Consider the following 17,433-nt stretch of genomic DNA (forward strand, 5'->3'; position numbering starts at 1 on the left):
GCTTTCAATAGCAGAAAGTAGCGAGGAAAATATAATATCTTTTTTTGGTAAAATTAGAATAAGATGAGAATGGATAGTTAAAATATACACAAATTATTACGAGACACTTAGTTTCTTTTTTTGTTACAATGGTTAAATAAAATAGAACACTGTTGAAATGTTGCTTAAACAATGTTTTTATCGCTATCGAATAGAAAAATAGTCCGATCGCAAGATGTTTATCATTGTTAATAAAGTAACAAGTTGGGCGGAGTTCGCAAGAAAAATGCTGCTTTTCTTATCGTATATGACGGGGATCAATGAGGAGAAAAGAGCAAGAAAAACGGAGGGAAACAAATGAAAAAAAGTGGATGGTCAAAATGGGTGATTGGGGCAGCCTCATTATTGTTGCTTAGTGCATGTGGCGCCGATGGCGGAACAAAAGCCAGCAGCAGTGCGGCAAGCTCTTCTTCAGAAAGTGAAGTCACTTCAGGTGCTTCCCAACAAGAGTATACCGATCCAGCAGAGTTAAAAGATCAATATGATATCGTCATCGTTGGTGCTGGCGGTGCAGGGATGGCAGCAGCCTTGTCGGCTAAAGATGCTGGAATGAATCCAGTCATTTTAGAAAAAATGCCGATCGCAGGCGGAAATACCTTGAAATCTTCTGGCGGAATGAACGCATCAGAAACCAAGTTCCAAGAAGCCCAAGGCATTGAAGATTCCAATGAACTATTTTTTGAAGATACCCTAAAAGGTGGTAAAGGAACCAACGATCAAGAATTGCTGCATTATTTAGTGGACAACTCTGCTTCAGCAATTGATTGGTTGGATTCAATGGGGATCACTTTAGACAATATCAGCTATAGCGGTGGTGCCAGTGTAAAACGGATCCATCGTCCTCACGACGGTTCAGCAGTCGGTACGTACTTGGTGGATGGTTTGTTGAGAAACATTCATGAGCAAGAAATTCCTTTATTTGTAAATGCTGATGTGACAAAAATCAATGAAACAGACGGAAAAGTCACTGGCGTCAACGTAAAAATCAATGGCGAAGAAAAAGAAATCGCTGGTGATGCGGTCGTTGTTACTACGGGTGGTTTTGGCTCAAACAAAGAACTGATCGAAAAATACCGTCCAGATCTGAAAGGCTATGTCAGCACGACTTCTGAAGGAAGTACAGGCGATGGTATCAAGATGATCGAAGAATTAGGCGGCGCAACGGTTGATATGGACCAAATCCAAGTCCATCCAACAGTAGTTCAAGATACAGGCATGTTGATCAGTGAAACCGTTCGTGGAGAAGGCGCCATCTTGGTGAACCAACAAGGAGAACGTTTCTACAATGAATTAGAAACCCGCGACAATGTTTCAGCTGCTATCACGGATCTGCCAGAAAGCTATGCCTACTTGATTTTTGACAATGCGTTAGCAGGTAGAGCCAAACAAGTCGATTACTACAAAGAACAAGGCGTAGTGGTAGAAGCCGACACCATCGAAGCCTTAGCTGAAAAAATCGATGTCGATCCAGCAACCTTGAAGAAAACCTTAGATACATGGAACCAAGCAGTGGCAGACAAAGCCGACAAAGATTTCGGTCGTGAAACGGCGATGGACTATGATCTGACGGAAGGGCCATTCTATGCGATTCAAATCGCACCTGGGATCCACCATACAATGGGCGGCGTCAAAATCAATACGAAGACCCAAGTATTGAAAGAAGATGGCACACCAATCACTGGCTTGTATGCAGCAGGTGAAGTGACCGGCGGTATCCACGGACAAAATCGAATCGGCGGCAATGCTGTAGCCGACATTATGGTCTTTGGTCGCCAAGCAGGCGCGCAATCCTCTGACTATGTGAAAGAAAACGGGAAATAAGCGGCTGCTTTTTCCTAAAAAAGATCGTATATAAAAAAAGAAACTTGGAACGAATCCTCTTAAGCGATTAGGAGGAGAATCGTTTCAAGTTTTTTGTATTTCTCACTGAAAGGACGGGAAACTAGTCATTATAATCTTATAATGATTTGATAATTTATAATTCACATATAAACAAAATGTTTTTGTCAGTAGGATTTGCTTTTCAATGAATCGGAATCAAGGAATAAACGGATAGGATTGGTTTATTCGATGATAAAAAATTTTAGGAGGCAGAGTATGAAAAACGCATTGGTAAAATGGTCGGTCGGGGTGGCAATCTTACTTGGAGGGACCTTGTTCTTCACGGGGAAACAAGTATTTGCTCATGGTTATGTGGAATCACCGGTCAGTCGGGGCTATCAAGGGTCTTTGGATCGCAATACGTTAGGGTGGAGCGCTGCGTTTGAGAAATATGGCAATGTCATTTCAAACCCACAATCATTGGAAACCAAAAAAGGCTTTCCAGAAGTAGGACCAGTAGATGGTCGCATCGCTTCAGCAGATGGTGGACTCGGGCAAATCGGGGATTTTGTTCTTGATGAACAAGGAACCAATCGTTGGACCAAACAAGACATCAATCAAGGACCATTGCGGGTCAATTGGCATTATACAGCGCCGCATAAGACCACAAAATGGCATTACTATATCACGAAACCAGGATGGGATCAAAACGCGCCACTTTCAAGAGATAGCTTGGAATTGATCGCTACTGTGAATCACGATGGTTCGGCTGCCAGCAATAGTCCAAGCCATACCATTACCATTCCAGAAAATCGTCTCGGTTACCATGTCATTTTAGCGGTCTGGGATGTTGCCGATACGCCAAATGCCTTTTATAACGTGATTGACGTTAACGTTTCTGGTTCAACGGTCATTCCCGAAAAACCAGCAGCACCAGCAAATGTTCGTTCAGAACGAGTGACTAGCAGCACGGTGGCTTTAGCATGGAACGGTCAAACCGATGCGAAAGAATACAACGTGTATCGTGATGGTGCCTTAGTGGCAACCACTACTGAGCCAACCTTTACCGACACGCAATTAAAAGCCAACACAACCTATAGCTATCAAGTAGAAGCAGTCGGCTTTACGGCGTTAGTTTCAGAAAAAAGTGCTGCAGTGAAAGTGACTACCTCAGCAGACAATCAAGTCGAAACCCCTTCGACACCAGGCAACCTACACCAAATGAGCGTGACAGACAGCAGCGTGTCCTTAATGTGGCAAGCATCGACTCATACAAATGGGATCGCTGGATATGACGTTTACCGCAATGGCATCAAAATCGCTACAGCCACAGGAACAACCTATGAAGACACGAATCTAGCAGCGGACACGACCTACAATTACCAAATCAAAGCAATCAGTAAAACGGGCGAACAATCCGCTTTTAGTAACCAGCTGAGCGTGAAAACCAATGCCAATGAAGAAACGGAAACACCTGGAGGCGGGGAGTCAGAATACCGTGTGTGGAAACTAGGTACTTTCTCTGCACCAGAAGTGTATACAAGTGGTGAAATCGTGAGCCATAAAGGCAGCAACTATATCGTGATCAACACCCACTCAAATTACGGGGACACCACTTGGTCTCCTGATCAAGCATCAACCTTGTTTCAGAAGCTGTAACCCTTGAATGAATCAGTAAAGCAAGAGCAGTGCGGAGGCACTGCTCTTTTTGGCTCTTTTATGAGTGAATGGCTGAATCTTTGTTCGATTCGTGCGTCCAATTGGACGAAATCGTTTGAGGAGTGCAAAGAGTGCTGCTATGCATCATGCGTAGCAGCACCTGTTTTTTGTTCTTGATCAAGAATAGAAGAAACGGATCAAGATCCCACCTAAAATCAGCACGATCGCACCGCATAAACGGTTGGCCATTTGGGCAAAAGCAATCATTTCCATTCTATCAGAGGCAGACAATACAGCGATATTGCCTGTTCCCCCCATGGAGTTGTTGATCATACCAGCGCCAATTGCGGTTTCAACGGGGTACATCCCCAATACCATCCCGAAGAACCAGCTGGCAGCCCCCATAGATACGACACTGGTTAGGCAAAGCACGACAAATTGCCAAGTAAAGGCAGAGGCCAATGTTGACAGATCAATCAATGCCAAACCAATCCCCGCCAAGACCGCGTGGGTCAAATTCGTCATCACAACATTGTTGAACATCACCACAGAATCTTCGAGTTTCTTAGGGACAATGTTCAAGGCTTTTAGAATAAAGACAATCACGATCATAAAGGCATACTCGTGAATTTTAGGGAAAAAGTCGCTTAAAATCGCACCAACGACCAACAGTGAGAAGGAAAAGAGCATCCCGACCCCGATTTGTTGGGCATCAAGTGTTATTTTTGGTTTTTCTAATTCTTCTTTGGTGGCATTGATCAGTGTGCCATGGCCATTGTATTTGGTTTTAGCAAAGGCCTTTGCGATAAATAAAGCACCAATAATGGCAAGAATATTCCCGAAAGTAACAGCTGGTGCTAATTGAGAAAAGATGGCGGCTTGATTACCGTTTGCCAAGCCATCAGCATAAATTTGTGAAAGTGGGGTGATTCCCGCACCCATCCCACCAGACATCATTGGTAGAGACACATACATCACCGAATCAGCAAAGCCATTGCCTAGCAGCATACCGACAAGGCCGACGGAGAAAAAGCCTACTGCCATGGTGATCAAAGCAACAGGAATGAATTTCGTAGAAGCTTTCACCAACAAATTGCGGTTCATACCTAAAATCGAGCCGCAAATCAAAGCGGCAATATAGAAATCAAGAAAGCCAAAACCGCCCCCCATGAAGTCACTGACCGCGTCAATGACTTTCGTGGGTACGAGATGGAAGGAGGCTAAAAGAGTGGCACCAAGCAGGGTAAAAACTGACCCACCGCCAAGATAAGAATTCATGATCGGGAGTTTTTCCCCAATGAAATACAGCAGGTGTCCTAAGGCAACCAGTAAAATGGTAATCCCAACCATATTTAATGGCAACTTGTCTAAGGCAATCGCACTGAATATGACAACCATGAAAAAGAGATACAAGGGAAGACTAATTCCCGAAATCGTCATCGTTTTTAATTTATTCATTTTTCAGACCTTCCTAGTATGTTGGATACCATTTAAGATTTTGGACAGCTTTTGCCATATCGGTTTCTTGCGCTTGGGCTAACCCTTGTTCTTTGGCTTTGTTGGCAACTGCTTCAGCCACTTTGATAGAAACGTCCGCAACGTATTCAAATGGTGGAAGAACAGGTGCACCAGGTTGGCTCAAATCAACCAAACCACTTAATGAGTGAGCAGCGGCACCAATCATTTCGTCGGTCAAGAGAGAGGCTTCTGAAGCCAACATACCTAACCCTAGACCAGGATAGATCAAGGCGTTGTTTGCTTGACCGATTTGGTAGTCGACCCCTTTGTATTGGATCGTTCCTGAAGGGACACCGGTTGCCACAAAGGCTTTTCCATCAGACCATTCGATTACTTGTTCAGCCGTTGCTTCTAATTTTTTGGTTGGATTCGAGATAGGGAAAATCACTGGACGAGCTGTGTTTTCACACATCGCTTCCACAACTTCTTTGGTAAAGGCACCGGCATTGGTTGAAGTACCGACCAAAATCGTTGGTTTTGCGACTTTAATGACATTGATCAATTGCGTCATATCGCCAGCATTGGCAAAGTCAGCCCGTTTTTTGGCAAATGGTTTTTGTGCAGGAGTCAAATCGGACATATCATCGAACAAAAGCCCTTGTTTGTCAACCATAAAGAAATGATTGTAGGCTTCTTCTTCTGAAAGACCTTCGCTGACCATTTCGGCATGGACACGGCTGGCAATCCCGGCACCAGCGGAACCACCGCCATAACATAAGTAGACTTGATCCGTTAATTTTTCACCTGTAATATCTAATGCGCCGAAGATACCGCCCAGCACAACGATTCCCGTTCCTTGGATATCATCATTGAAAGTTGGAATCGATTGTTTGTATTTGTCCAAAATCGTTGCAGCATTTGAACGGCCAAAGTCTTCCCAATGCAAGTAAAGTTTAGGGAACAATGATTCTGCCGTTTGAACAAATTGATCGATGAATTGGTAGTAGGCATCACCGTAGACACGTTCTTGACGATTGCCTAGATACAAATGATCCTCTAACAATTCTTTACGGTTGGTCCCAGCATCGATCACGATTGGTAAAACAGAAGCAGGGTCGATCCCAGCAGCTGCTGTATAAATCATCAATTTACCGACAGAAATATCGACACCTTGGACACCCCAGTCACCAATCCCAAGAATCCCTTCAGCATCTGTGGCTACGATCAAGCGAATGTCCCGATCGCCAGCGGCATTTTTCAACGTTTCTTCGATGTTTTCTGGATGATTGATATCTAAGTATGCTGCATATTGAGGATCAACGAATAGGCGGCTATAATTTTCAATGGTGTCAGCAATCGTTGGATCGTAGACGATCGGATTGAATTCAACGATATGTTGGTTGAACAAATAGTAGAACAATGTCCGATTGGTATTAAAGATCTCCATTAAAAAGTGACGTTTTTCAATGTCGGATTCTTTGGTGACATATTGTAAATAGGCTTGTTCTGCTTGTTCTTCGATCGTTTGTACGTGAGGGGGCAATAAACCGATCAACCCTAGTTCTTTTCGTTCTTCTTGCGTAAACGCGGTTCCTTTGTTTAAAAATGGGTTATTTAAAATGTCATGTGCTTTCATTATGTTCCTCCAATGGATATATTTTGAGTACTCGTTCATTTCCATTAGCTACTTTAATCCTCGGACAGAATTATAGTCAACTATCGGTGGTATAATAAAAATTATTTATAACAAAACCGATGCGAGCTTGAATCGGCTAAGGGAGAAATCAGACGATGAACATACGAGATTTAGAATACTTTAACGCTTTGGCAGAGATGCTTTCTTTTACGCAAGTGGCGCATAAATTTGCTGTCAGTCAACCAACCGTCAGCTACGCTATCAAACGCTTGGAAGAGCATTATGGCTGTGATTTGATCGCTCGAGAAGCCTCTCATCGCTCCATCTCATTGACGACAGAGGGGGAAATTTTGAAGGCTCATGCACAGTATATCTTAGATGAATTTGTGACCTTGGACCGAGCCATCGACCATGCTAAAAACAACCGGACCCACATCGGTTTGCCACCGATCATTCGTTCCAAACTCTTTTCAAAACTCTTAGATGAGAAAGAGATCATCCGCTTTATTTCGAAATTTCACTTGGTATCTGGGGGATCCAATGAATTGCTTTCAAAACTATTATCGGGAAAAATCGATTTTAGCTTGCTGGGCAGTGTCAATCCCCTCGTCCACCCGAATCTGCAGGTGAAGTTGCTGCACCAGCAAGAGTTTTTTATCTTTGTGTCAAAAGAAAACCCATTGGCAGGAAAAAAGGAAATCTCATTCGAGGAAGCTGCCGAATATCCCTTTATCCTATTGGAAAAAGGCTATACCCACATGCGTGCCTTTCAGAATTTAAGTGAGAAATCAAAGAAGAAGCCAGAAGTCCCCTTTTATTTTTCAGACGTCCAGACGATTGGCCAGCTGGTCAGTTCCAATATCGGCATTACCTTGATGACGGAATTTCCCGTGTTTCAAGAAATGGAAGGCTTAGTGAAAATACCATTGGTCCCTGAAGATAAGGAAATCTTTTATATTCAATATGCCTATTTAAAGAGTGCGATGTTGAATCAAGAAGTCCAGAAGTTGATTAGGATCTTGGATGAGCTGTCTTGGGAGGATGAAGGGTGAGGAATGGGGATTTCTTGATGTAAGGGCAGAGAAAAAATGGACGTTTGGGGAGGGGTAACCGTCCTAACTTGGAGAAGTATTTGGTTCACTAATGGTGTTTCAGAATCAGGGAGAACTACTACCAGTATCAAAAGAGGACTTTGGTTTGACACTTATTATTATACATGGAGTTACAGAGTTTGGTAAGAAATCTAATACTACTTTATTCCTTCTATTGCAAACAGAAGGAATTTTTCTTTTTTAGAAAAAATGATCGTCTTGTCTACAAATACGACAGATAAAAAAATAGAAACCCTGAAAACAATTTTTGCTCAAGATACCATAATTTCAGCTGTTAGACATATCATAAAGTTAAGCACTGAAAGAAACTATAGAATTTAGCTGAATTTATATATAATGCTATTTTTAAACCGAATCGTTTCATAAATAGTGTGTTTTATAAATTTATTGAATAAACTTATTTGTATTTTGTTATTGACTTTTAATGTTTTTTATATGATATCGTTTTATTATGAAATAATGAATAAAATATAATGTGCAAGGAGGAAATAATGGAAATGATTAGTGTTGCTAAAAAAAGTATCAAAGGATTATTTTTAGTTGGTGTTGTATCATTAGGTATTATTGCGTATCAACCCAATTCCGCTGTAGCGTCAGAAGCTACGTCTGAGTTTTCTGGTGGCTGGATAGAAGGAGAAGGGGAGTTTGGAAACAAACCAACAAATGCAAACTCTTTAGTTTCAGCAAGAGCAAAAGATTTCTATCATAATAGTGGGAACAAGAATGTTACTACCCGACAAAAAACTGGATGGGCTGAGACTTACTGGCGTAATGTTTACCACTATTCTCGTGTGCAGCTAAAAGCCCCTATACTTAAAGATGTACGTGTAGATTCGGGAAGAAAATACGGGCAAGCTTATTCATATGCTGAAGCAACAGGGGTTCGAGATCTAGTAACTTATACTTACTGGGGAAGCTGATTGCTAAAAAAATCTAATGTTCGAATTAGGATACCCAACTCTTGAAGTTGGGTATATTTATTTAGGCCGATTAATTCAATAAGCGCCAAAGGTTATGCTAACATTAGGAAAGAGAAAAGAGGGAATTTTTTGAAAAGAACACTTTTTTTCGTAACAAATCTAATTTTTCTGATTGCAACACTCATAAATGCTTTTTCCTTTTTTTATTTTTTTTATCAAAGTAATTTAGACTTTGTTTCCAATAATTTTACGTCTAAAGAGTCAGTACGTCTTATTGTTAATAATAATCTATCTTCCGAAACATGGGGAAATTTGCTAGGTGATCAAAAGAAAATGCTTGTTGTAAAAAATTTAGAAAGTAATTTTTACTATAAAGCAATCTATACTAACTACGACTGGTATCTTCCACTTTCTGAGGGGAGAAACTTTGTTAAAGAAGATTTCTATGATGGGAAGAACAGAGCGATTGTCGGAAAAGAATTGGCTTCTAAAAATAAAAACAATGTAAATATTGAAGGAAAAAATTACGAAGTCATTGGCGTATTAGACGGATCCTATTCAAAAAATTTAAACAAAACGGCTTTAATTAACATTGATTCACTGGAAGGAACTCAAACTCAAGGTGTTTATCAAATTAACTCAAATGAATCAGCGATGGAAAAAGTAAAAAAACATTTGATCAATGATATTTCCGCCATTACGTATTCCGATGATACCAAAATATATAATGCGAAAAATACAGAAGGCAATAATAATTTGTTGCGCTATTCTTTTCAAATACTCTGCTTGTTAGGGGTAGGAATTTGTATATTTTTCTATCTTACTTTATCTCAATCTACAAATTATTTAAAAAAAATTATAGGGATATCTAGAAATACGGTTCTTATAGAAGAGATAAAACAGTTATTAGCTGTATGGTTGGTTGAGAGTGTTCTAGTTTTAACTATTCTATATTTTCCTTTTAAAAAATATATTTATGATTCGATACATTCATTTACAACTAATTATATATCTTCTCAGTTTCTTATCATATGTAGTGCAGCTACCCTATTTATTCTTCTTTTCTTGAGAAATTGGAGGAAGCTTGATGAAATTTAGTAATTATCTGTCAGAGATTTTTGAATCTGTTAAACGAAAAAAACATTTGTTATTTTTCTACAGTTTGTTTTTGTTGTTTTCATTTCTAACACTTTCAGTTTCTAATATTATGTCACAAGAAAATAGTAATGAAGAGAAAAGGATCTCCACTGGAGATACTAAAACGTTCAAGTTAGTTGATAATCTAATTGGAGAAGACGAAGAGAACTTTTTAAAAAATCTTCAGAGTGTAAATTACCTCTCGTCTATGTATAACGAATTATTGGGAAGCACAATAGGAGAATACCAAGTGATTGGAAGCCAAGGTATAAACTATTTAGAGGAAAACAATTTGGATACTCAGTTTATTGATAACTATGAACATATTGTTAATGTTATTGATAATATGAGTAGTGATGAAATTCCATATAAATCACTGCAAATAAACAATAAGGTGCTTCAACGTTTTAAACTTAGGTTATCACAAGGAAATTTGTTCTCACAAGAGGATTATCAATACAATGACAATAAAATTTCGGTGATATTAGGAGACAATTATTCAGAATACTTTTCTGTTGGAGACAAAATTCAAATTTCTTATTTATTTAAGAATTTCGAAGCTAAAGTAATCGGTTTTGTTGAAAAAGGGGAAAGAATTGTTTTTAATGAGTATGATGATTATGTATTAGATGATCGTATTATTCTTCCTTTCATCGAAAAGGCTCCCCAACAACTAAATAAAGAAGATTTTTCATTTTTTCAAAAACATTTTTTAAACGGAATTAATGGATACTATCAGGTACCTGATTCTTTATCGCAAGAACAAATGTATAAATTCGTGAATGAACTTTCTCAGCCTTACCAAGTTGGTACAATTGATTTGATAGGAGAATCAGGATTTCATCTATCTTCTATTCTATATACGATCACTAAAAACAATAGGTTACTAAAACTAGTTGCTTATTTTTCAATTGTTGTATTAATAGCGGTAACGATAGTATTTTCTTACTTAGAAATGTTTCGTGATAAAAAGGTTTACCATTTACATTTGTTTTTAGGTGTGATGTTAGGATGATTTCATGGACACGATTTGGTAGAATCTAACTACTAAGAAAAGGACGTGTCCACGATGGCAAAAGCCAATAAAAAATTTGATGAAGACTTTAAGAAGACGATCTTAGATTTAAACCAGTCTGGCCAATCGGTCGAGGAACTGGCAGAGCAATATGGTATCGCTACACAAACGATTTATCGTTGGAAGAAGCTTCATACAAAGAATGAAGCAACCGGCATGACTGAGGCAGAAATCCTAGCAATGAAAAAGGAAATGGCCCGCATGCAGGAGGAAAACACCATCCTAAAAAAGGCTTTAACCATATTCGCTCAAAAGTAAAAATGAGTGATGTCTTCGAATTTATTCAATCAAATGTTCATGATCATGACGTAAAACAAATGTGTACCGTTTTGGAAGCACCGAAATCCAGCTACTATGACTGGAAGAAAAAGAAGCCTTCCAAGCGCCAATCAGAAAACAAACGCTTAAACCGCTTGATTTCAGGAATCTACTTTGAAAACAAGGGGATCTATGGTGCGCCCAAAATTCATAAGATTCTTGTTGGCCGTGGCGAGAGCTTGTCCCTAAAGAAAGTACAAATACTGATGAGAAAATTAGGCTTGCGTTCAGTCACCCTCAAGAAGTACAAGCCTGGCAAACAAGTGAAAGTTAAAAGTGAAGGACGTAAAAACTTGTTAAACCAAGATTTTACCACTACGTCGATCAATCAAAAATGGGTGACAGATATTACCTATATTCATACCCTAAAAGATGGCTGGACCTACCTCTCCACTATCCAAGACCTCCACACAAAGAAAGTCATCGGTTGGAAGTTTGGCAAGCAGATGACGAAAGAATTGGTTATCGAAACCCTTGACCATGCGCTCTTACACCAAACACCCTCCGAGAACTTAATCATCCACTCAGATTTGGGTTCTCAGTACACTAGCGAAGCCTATGAGGCAAAGCTGAATGAATTGAACATTCGGCACTCCTTCAGTCGTAAGGGCTGTCCCTACGATAATGCCGGCATCGAATCGTTTCACGCCTCACTCAAAAAAGAAGAAGTCTATCCATCAAAAGCGTATGAAAACTTTGAAGCTGCTCATTTAGCGTTATTTCAATACATTGAAGGATTTTACAATCGCAAGCGAATCCATAGTAGTATCAACTATTTAACACCAAATCAGATGGAGGAGTTGGCATTGCAAGCTTAGTTCCTAGCTACCACCTACATTTTTTTTGCGAGATTTCCACAGGGCTTCAACTTCATCGCTTCGATCAGCGGTCAAACGGTTTTGGTTTGACGGCTGGTCGAAACGATGAGATACTCACCCGCTGGAATCTCGAAAAAATTCTCACAAATCGTGTCCGAGGTATTGACTCAAATCCAGTGCTACAAAAAAAGAAATTCGCCAGTACTTCCTTGGAGAAAAAATATTACTTTTATCTAGTGTTGTAATTATCAGTGTGATTATAACCAATTACTTAGGGGTAGTTACCAGTAGCTTTCTGATATCATTACTATGCCTGGCGTTATTACTATTTTTATTATTTTATCTCTCAGTAACCATAATTCTTAAGAAATGGAGAATTACAAATGATTAGTATTCAAAACGTTGCACTTCAAATAAAAGATGGTCGGAATAAAAAAGAACTTTTTGAAAATCTTAACTTAACTTTAAATGAAGGCCAAAAAGTCGCAATCATGGGAAAAAGCGGCAGTGGCAAAACAACATTGTTAAAACTAATTGCGGGATTGATTAAAGCAGAAACAGGAGCTATCATTTTTGATGGAAAGAATTTAAGCAGTATGAATGCGAATGAGCGAAGCTTCAATCGTTTAAGGAATATTGGATTTATATTTCAAGATAATCCGATGATTGAAAGTAAGAATGTTTTTGAAAATATTGCTTTACCACTAAAATATTTAGGTGTGGAGAAAAAAAATGTGGAGAAAAAAGTTCATGTTATGTCAAAGCGCTTAGATATTTCACACTTACTATCTGAGAACCCTAGCTATTTATCTGGCGGTGAAAAACAAAGAGTAGGAATTGCTCGAGCACTGATTACTGATCCAAAACTTATTTTGGCAGATGAACCAACTGGTTCACTAGATTCAGAGACAGAATTAATGGTATTAGATATTTTTCAAAGAATTGAATGGAATAATACGAGCTTTGTAATGGTGACACATGACGCTTCCGTAGCAAATATTTGCGATGAGCTATACATGTTAAAAGATAGAAAACTAGAGAATTTTCAAGACTTTAGAAATATCTAAAATAATTTTGAATTCTACTATCAGCCGTAGCAAGAGATATTACCAGCGAATTTTGAAATTGATTTAATTCATAATGGAAGGGGTCAGAAACTTTTTAGTTTTTGATACGCGGGTAAACTCTCGGTATAATAGGCTTGAGATCGTTCCATAAATTTATTTCATAAAGTTAAGGGGATTTTGCATGATTTTAGATAACAATTTGGGTTTAACCAATCAAGCTACGTTAGACAAGGCTGAAGAAAAACTCAGCAAACAAAAAGCGAAGGAATTATATGATTCTGGGAAAATAAATGAAAGCGAAGTAGGTTCATTCCCTGTTGTACTAAGCAATCAGTCTTTATGAATTTGATTTTGAAATTAGGAGAAATTCGGATAGTATTTCTACGTGGAATGATTGTAAAAGGAGAGTACAGAGAAGTTTTTCTCGGTATTCTCCTGCTTTTTTTGAGAACAGAAACAACAAGCTTATGCCATGCACCCATTTTCTAAGAGTGAGTAAAAAAGTAAACCAAGCTCATTATTGTTGCATATGCAACAATAATGAGCTATTATAGTGCTAGATAGGGAGGGGATAGTTCGTGGAGGATATACTTCGTGAGATAGGTTCGATCAGTAGAATGTTGGAATCCATTGCTAATATTGAATTTAAAGAGGTTCAACTCAGTAAAGGACAATACATTTACTTAGTTCGTATATTTGAAAATGAAGGAATTATTCCTGAACGATTAGCCGAACTCATCAAAGTTGATCGCACGACTTTGTCCAGGGCAGTAAAAAAGTTAGAGGAAAATGGGTTCATTCTAAAAGAGTCAGACAAAGAAAATAAAAAAATCAAACACTTATACACAACCATCAAAGGAAAACAGGCGGTTCAATTAATCATAAGAGAAAATAACTATTCAAATAAAGTAGCGATTCAACAGTTATCTGCTTTAGAAAGAAAAAATCTTGCGGAAATGCTGGCAAAAATAAAATCTTCGGTAGAAGTTGATTGGGTCAACGTCAAGAATGGGATCAAAAGAGACTATTGAACGAATAGCGCCGCTAGGGAGATTGGCTCTGATTGAATGTACATTCATGTTACCTAGGAAAGGAAGCACAGGTAGCTGATATTTTGTTAAAAAGGATATAACGAGGATGTCTGCTGAAAAAACAAAGAGCCTGAAAAATAAAGGACAGGAAGTTGTTCAAATAAACTTAGTAGGAGTGTAGAGAAAGTGAAGAAAATAATGATCGATCAAGAATTTTGGGCGCTGTTTCCAGAAGCACAAATCAACTGCCTTGTTGTAAAAAATATAAACAATGTTGCCGATGCTGCACAAGAAACGTTTTTTACTGACTTGCTAAAAAGTAGTAAAGAACAAGCAAAGCGCTACTTAACGACCGATACCTTCAGTGAAAATCAGGTGATCCAAGAATGGCGAAGTGCTTTTCAGCAATTTAAAACGAAAAAAGGGGTACGCTCTTCCATCGAAGCACTGTTGAAACGGGTGAATCAAGACAGAGAATTTTCTCCCATCAATCCCCTAGTAGATATCTATAATAGTATTTCCTTGAAATATGGTGTCCCTTTAGGTGGAGAAGATCTCGATACAATCGTTGGCGACCTTCATTTAGGCGTTGCAAAAGGCGGCGAATCCTTTTTCCCTTTAGGTGCAGAAATTGACTCCCCAGCCTTGGCAAATGAAGTCATTTATTATGATGAGAAAGGTGCGATTTGCCGATGCTTGAATTGGCGGGAAGCCCAACGTACGATGCTAACAGAAGAGACCACCCATGCTGTTTTATTCATTGAGTCGATCAATGAAACGCAACGGGCTCGGGCGAATGAAGCAATCAAAGAATTAAGTCTGTTGATTCAAGAGTATTTTAACGTAACAGGTGATGATTATGTGCTAAGTAAAGAAAGTCCTGAAATCATTTTGTAGGGATGAGCTTGTTGTCTATAGGATAAGATTGATTTACTGAATGCTTGAAAAATTCTAATAGAGAGAAAATCTACTATTATCAAATTTTCTTGAAAAACGAGAGAGGGACAAAACTGAGAAGTTTTTGTCCCTCTTTTAGTCATTTGCACATGTTTCTAATTTCTGATTTAACTGTGTCTCATTGGACAATATTTAGAAGGTAATCAGAATAGGTTTCCTATAATGCACAGCAACTATTGTTGTAAGGAAGGATTCGGTAGTATGTTTCAGGCAAATCGCCAGAAATAGCTAAAAAGCCACTCTATTCTACTCTCTTTTTCAAGAATTCCTGTTAAATGGTAGGTTTTATGTCAAAATGAAAGGTAGAAATGAATGAGGAGTGGTTGATATGAAAGAAACGATATTAGCAATGAAGCTGAAAGAATATAGAGAAAAAAACAAGCTAACGCAAAGTAGGCTAGCAGAATTATTAGAAGTAAGTGACAAGACGATCTCAAAATGGGAGTTAGGTGCTACGTACCCTAGCAAAAAAAATATGATCAAAATAGCCGAAGAATTGGATATTTCATTAGAAACATTACTTTTGGAAGAAACTAAGAAAGACAATGAGGATCTAAAAGTAAGCATCAAGTATGGGGTGATTAGTTTTTGCTTGATCTTTTTTGTCACGATGATCGTAACTTCGTTCAATCAAGACTTCAGCACGATTATGAATCTTTCTATTCAAGAAAAGTTAGGAGTATTTTTAACCACCGCTTTAAAATTATTGAGCATCTCTGTGCCGCCAGCGATCATCATTGGCTCCGCGTTTTATTTTTATATCTTCCCAAAAAATAAAAAGGAGAACTAACCATTTCCTCGATTTCGACGGAAATGGTAGATTAGGGTATAGGAATCAAGTCATGGACAGAAAAACGGTATTTTAGGCTCAGTACGACTAGTATAAAAAGCGCGTAAATTTTACAAGAAGGAGAGAGCAGGATGGGATTATTTGGTAAAAAGAAAGAAGTCAGAAATTTAACGAAGGAAGAAGAAGCAGAAATCAAAGAAGAAATGGCACGACAAATGCTTTCAAAAAACGAAAATGATATTGGCATGGTCAAGAAAATCAAAGACCTGACAAACATGAGCACAGGACAAGCGAAATAGCTATTCCTGAAATTCAGGGATGAGTTAACCGAGAGATAGCGGTTAGGGAATCAGCCAACAACAGCCTTTCAAATGCGAGGCAGATTCGCTTCATTGACAGCTTATGCGGTTGAAAAGGATACCGTCTTCTAGTCAGTTAGCATTATAAAATTTGGTTACGCCGTAGCACTTCTATTACAATCAAGATTTTTTTCTTCTACTGGAGGGCACAACGATGTCGAAAGATTTAAAAAAGGTTTACAGTATTACGATTATTCAGGTAGTGATTTACGTGAGTGCATTCGCCATGGCTTTTCTTAATCGCGGGATCGCACCGAACTGGCCCTTCTACTTGGTCCTAGTAGGAATATTAGTAGGATTTTTTATCCCCCAAAAATATCGCTCCCAATTTTCTTCGACTGCTCCGGGTATTTTTTTTAAGAACCGTACGAGACGTACAGAAAATATAATCGAACTGACCGTCACTTGTTTCGTCATTTTTCTGGTTATTTATTTAAATCTTGTCTAAAATATTCGGACTCTATATTTATAACCAACGCCGTTTCACTAATCGATAGTTTATCGCTATTTTTGCATTAAATTTTCCATCATGTGGACATTTTGGTAAAATTTTAATGCAATTATTGTCATCTTTGCAGGATTAAATTATGGAATAATAAGCACATAAAGAAAGAGACAGTGCAAAGTGAAAGAGAATCTTTTTTAGGATGTCTAATATAGGGAAAATACTTTCAATCAAACACTGACAATACGTAGCCTTATTATTAATTTTATTATTAACTAATGATCGTATACAGGTTATAGAAGAATCTTAAAAACTGAGATGAATATAAGGAGAGAATAAATATGAAGAAAAAAAACTCTGAAAAATGGTATTTTTGGGTACTTGTTGTCATAATGGTCGTTGTCTTTTTGTATCTTACTAATTAAAGAGGATTAATTTTCTTGAAAATAAACACTTACTAAGAGTGACTATTTTAAAGTTAGTGAATGGATGATGATTTTTGGAAAACGAATATGATTTACTTTTTCTTGGTACAGCAACCACTTATTTATACCTAAAAACGAAGAACATAACCTCCTCGATTCTGTTGCATTTCTTATATAATGTATTTGTTGTATTCCTCTCTTTCATATAAGAAGAAGCTAATTAAAAAGAGTTTTTAATGCTTAGCTCTTGTATAAGAAGATCCTGTTATATTTTGGGAATCCTTTTTTGGATACATTCAATCACAGGGACATTGATCAAATAAACATCGAAAAACTATTTTATCCATGTATGTTTTGTACAACAGG

16 protein-coding genes and 1 pseudogene are annotated in these 17,433 nt (G+C 38.2%); 15 read left to right on the forward strand and 2 right to left on the reverse strand.

The window, feature by feature from the left end; translation table 11 throughout:
• Positions 1–336: 336 nt before the first annotated feature.
• Both IGJ15_RS00255 and IGJ15_RS00260 read left to right on the forward strand, forming a co-directional pair.
• Positions 337–1,860, forward strand: a complete 1,524-nt coding sequence (locus IGJ15_RS00255) for a flavocytochrome c (RefSeq protein WP_010748911.1) — start codon at positions 337–339, stop codon at positions 1,858–1,860.
• A 276-nt stretch (positions 1,861–2,136) separates the two neighbouring features.
• Positions 2,137–3,519: a lytic polysaccharide monooxygenase gene (locus IGJ15_RS00260; protein WP_010748912.1), complete on the forward strand. Its 1,383-nt coding sequence runs from the start codon at positions 2,137–2,139 to the stop codon at positions 3,517–3,519.
• Between the two features lie 177 nt (positions 3,520–3,696).
• On the opposite strand, the gene IGJ15_RS00265 is transcribed toward IGJ15_RS00260, so the two are convergent.
• Positions 3,697–4,977 (reverse strand): 2-hydroxycarboxylate transporter family protein, encoded by a 1,281-nt coding sequence (locus IGJ15_RS00265; protein ID WP_010748913.1) that lies wholly within the window; start codon positions 4,975–4,977, stop codon positions 3,697–3,699.
• A gap of 13 nt (positions 4,978–4,990) precedes the next feature.
• Positions 4,991–6,652 carry a malolactic enzyme gene (locus IGJ15_RS00270; RefSeq protein WP_278014713.1) on the reverse strand — a complete coding sequence of 554 codons (1,662 nt, stop codon included), beginning with the start codon at positions 6,650–6,652 and terminating at the stop codon, positions 4,991–4,993.
• A gap of 116 nt (positions 6,653–6,768) precedes the next feature.
• Between IGJ15_RS00270 and IGJ15_RS00275 the strand changes: the two genes are divergently transcribed.
• The 13 genes and pseudogenes from IGJ15_RS00275 (at position 6,769) to IGJ15_RS00335 (ending at position 17,276) form a co-directional block, all read left to right on the forward strand.
• Positions 6,769–7,665 (forward strand): LysR family transcriptional regulator, encoded by an 897-nt coding sequence (locus IGJ15_RS00275; protein ID WP_430599233.1) that lies wholly within the window; start codon positions 6,769–6,771, stop codon positions 7,663–7,665.
• A gap of 551 nt (positions 7,666–8,216) precedes the next feature.
• Positions 8,217–8,645, forward strand: a complete 429-nt coding sequence (locus tag IGJ15_RS00280) for a hypothetical protein (protein WP_010748915.1) — start codon at positions 8,217–8,219, stop codon at positions 8,643–8,645.
• 129 nt (positions 8,646–8,774) lie between these two features.
• On the forward strand, positions 8,775–9,743 hold the full coding sequence (locus tag IGJ15_RS00285) for an ABC transporter permease (protein WP_010748916.1): 969 nt from the start codon (positions 8,775–8,777) through the stop codon (positions 9,741–9,743).
• Positions 9,733–10,797, forward strand: a complete 1,065-nt coding sequence (locus IGJ15_RS00290; RefSeq protein ID WP_430599234.1) for a hypothetical protein — start codon at positions 9,733–9,735, stop codon at positions 10,795–10,797. Before IGJ15_RS00285 ends, IGJ15_RS00290 begins: the two co-directional genes overlap by 11 nt.
• A 54-nt stretch (positions 10,798–10,851) precedes the next feature.
• Positions 10,852–11,993 (forward strand): IS3 family transposase gene (locus tag IGJ15_RS00295; protein WP_142429341.1). Its coding sequence is split into 2 segments (ribosomal slippage): positions 10,852–11,080 and positions 11,080–11,993, totalling 1,143 coding nucleotides; the frame shifts between segments, so codons are not numbered across the junction.
• A gap of 383 nt (positions 11,994–12,376) precedes the next feature.
• A complete protein-coding gene (locus IGJ15_RS00300) occupies positions 12,377–13,060 on the forward strand; it encodes an ABC transporter ATP-binding protein (RefSeq protein ID WP_010748918.1) in 684 nt (227 codons plus the stop codon).
• A gap of 181 nt (positions 13,061–13,241) precedes the next feature.
• Positions 13,242–13,373: pseudogene (locus IGJ15_RS00305) on the forward strand (mobilization/cell filamentation-like protein); the annotation flags it as partial.
• Positions 13,374–13,638: 265 nt separating this feature from the next.
• Positions 13,639–14,091 carry a MarR family winged helix-turn-helix transcriptional regulator gene (locus IGJ15_RS00310; protein ID WP_010748920.1) on the forward strand — a complete coding sequence of 151 codons (453 nt, stop codon included), beginning with the start codon at positions 13,639–13,641 and terminating at the stop codon, positions 14,089–14,091.
• A gap of 186 nt (positions 14,092–14,277) precedes the next feature.
• Positions 14,278–14,988, forward strand: a complete 711-nt coding sequence (locus IGJ15_RS00315) for a B3/B4 domain-containing protein (protein ID WP_010748921.1) — start codon at positions 14,278–14,280, stop codon at positions 14,986–14,988.
• Between the two features lie 388 nt (positions 14,989–15,376).
• Complete coding sequence (locus IGJ15_RS00320; RefSeq protein WP_010748922.1) at positions 15,377–15,838, forward strand: helix-turn-helix domain-containing protein; 462 nt, start codon at positions 15,377–15,379, stop codon at positions 15,836–15,838.
• A gap of 131 nt (positions 15,839–15,969) precedes the next feature.
• Positions 15,970–16,137 (forward strand): hypothetical protein, encoded by a 168-nt coding sequence (locus IGJ15_RS00325; RefSeq protein WP_010748923.1) that lies wholly within the window; start codon positions 15,970–15,972, stop codon positions 16,135–16,137.
• Positions 16,138–16,351: 214 nt separating this feature from the next.
• Positions 16,352–16,645 carry a hypothetical protein gene (locus IGJ15_RS00330; RefSeq protein ID WP_010748924.1) on the forward strand — a complete coding sequence of 98 codons (294 nt, stop codon included), beginning with the start codon at positions 16,352–16,354 and terminating at the stop codon, positions 16,643–16,645.
• A gap of 496 nt (positions 16,646–17,141) precedes the next feature.
• Positions 17,142–17,276, forward strand: coding sequence for a CPBP family glutamic-type intramembrane protease (locus IGJ15_RS00335; RefSeq protein ID WP_080647006.1), 135 nt, complete (start codon positions 17,142–17,144; stop codon positions 17,274–17,276).
• Positions 17,277–17,433 lie beyond the last annotated feature (157 nt).

Source organism: Enterococcus sp. AZ079, from assembly GCF_050547255.1.
In the GTDB taxonomy this organism is placed as follows: Bacteria; Bacillota; Bacilli; order Lactobacillales; family Enterococcaceae; genus Enterococcus_D; species Enterococcus_D casseliflavus.

Coding starts and splice junctions, on each gene's coding strand:
- IGJ15_RS00255 (WP_010748911.1), top strand. CDS start 337: ATGAAAAAAAGTGGATGGTCAAAATGGGTGATTGGGGCAGCCTCATTA.
- IGJ15_RS00260 (WP_010748912.1), top strand. CDS start 2,137: ATGAAAAACGCATTGGTAAAATGGTCGGTCGGGGTGGCAATCTTACTT.
- IGJ15_RS00265 (WP_010748913.1), bottom strand. CDS start 4,977: ATGAATAAATTAAAAACGATGACGATTTCGGGAATTAGTCTTCCCTTG.
- IGJ15_RS00270 (WP_278014713.1), bottom strand. CDS start 6,652: ATGAACGAGTACTCAAAATATATCCATTGGAGGAACATAATGAAAGCA.
- IGJ15_RS00275 (WP_430599233.1), top strand. CDS start 6,769: ATGAACATACGAGATTTAGAATACTTTAACGCTTTGGCAGAGATGCTT.
- IGJ15_RS00280 (WP_010748915.1), top strand. CDS start 8,217: ATGGAAATGATTAGTGTTGCTAAAAAAAGTATCAAAGGATTATTTTTA.
- IGJ15_RS00290 (WP_430599234.1), top strand. CDS start 9,733: ATGAAATTTAGTAATTATCTGTCAGAGATTTTTGAATCTGTTAAACGA.
- IGJ15_RS00300 (WP_010748918.1), top strand. CDS start 12,377: ATGATTAGTATTCAAAACGTTGCACTTCAAATAAAAGATGGTCGGAAT.
- IGJ15_RS00320 (WP_010748922.1), top strand. CDS start 15,377: ATGAAAGAAACGATATTAGCAATGAAGCTGAAAGAATATAGAGAAAAA.
- IGJ15_RS00325 (WP_010748923.1), top strand. CDS start 15,970: ATGGGATTATTTGGTAAAAAGAAAGAAGTCAGAAATTTAACGAAGGAA.
- IGJ15_RS00330 (WP_010748924.1), top strand. CDS start 16,352: ATGTCGAAAGATTTAAAAAAGGTTTACAGTATTACGATTATTCAGGTA.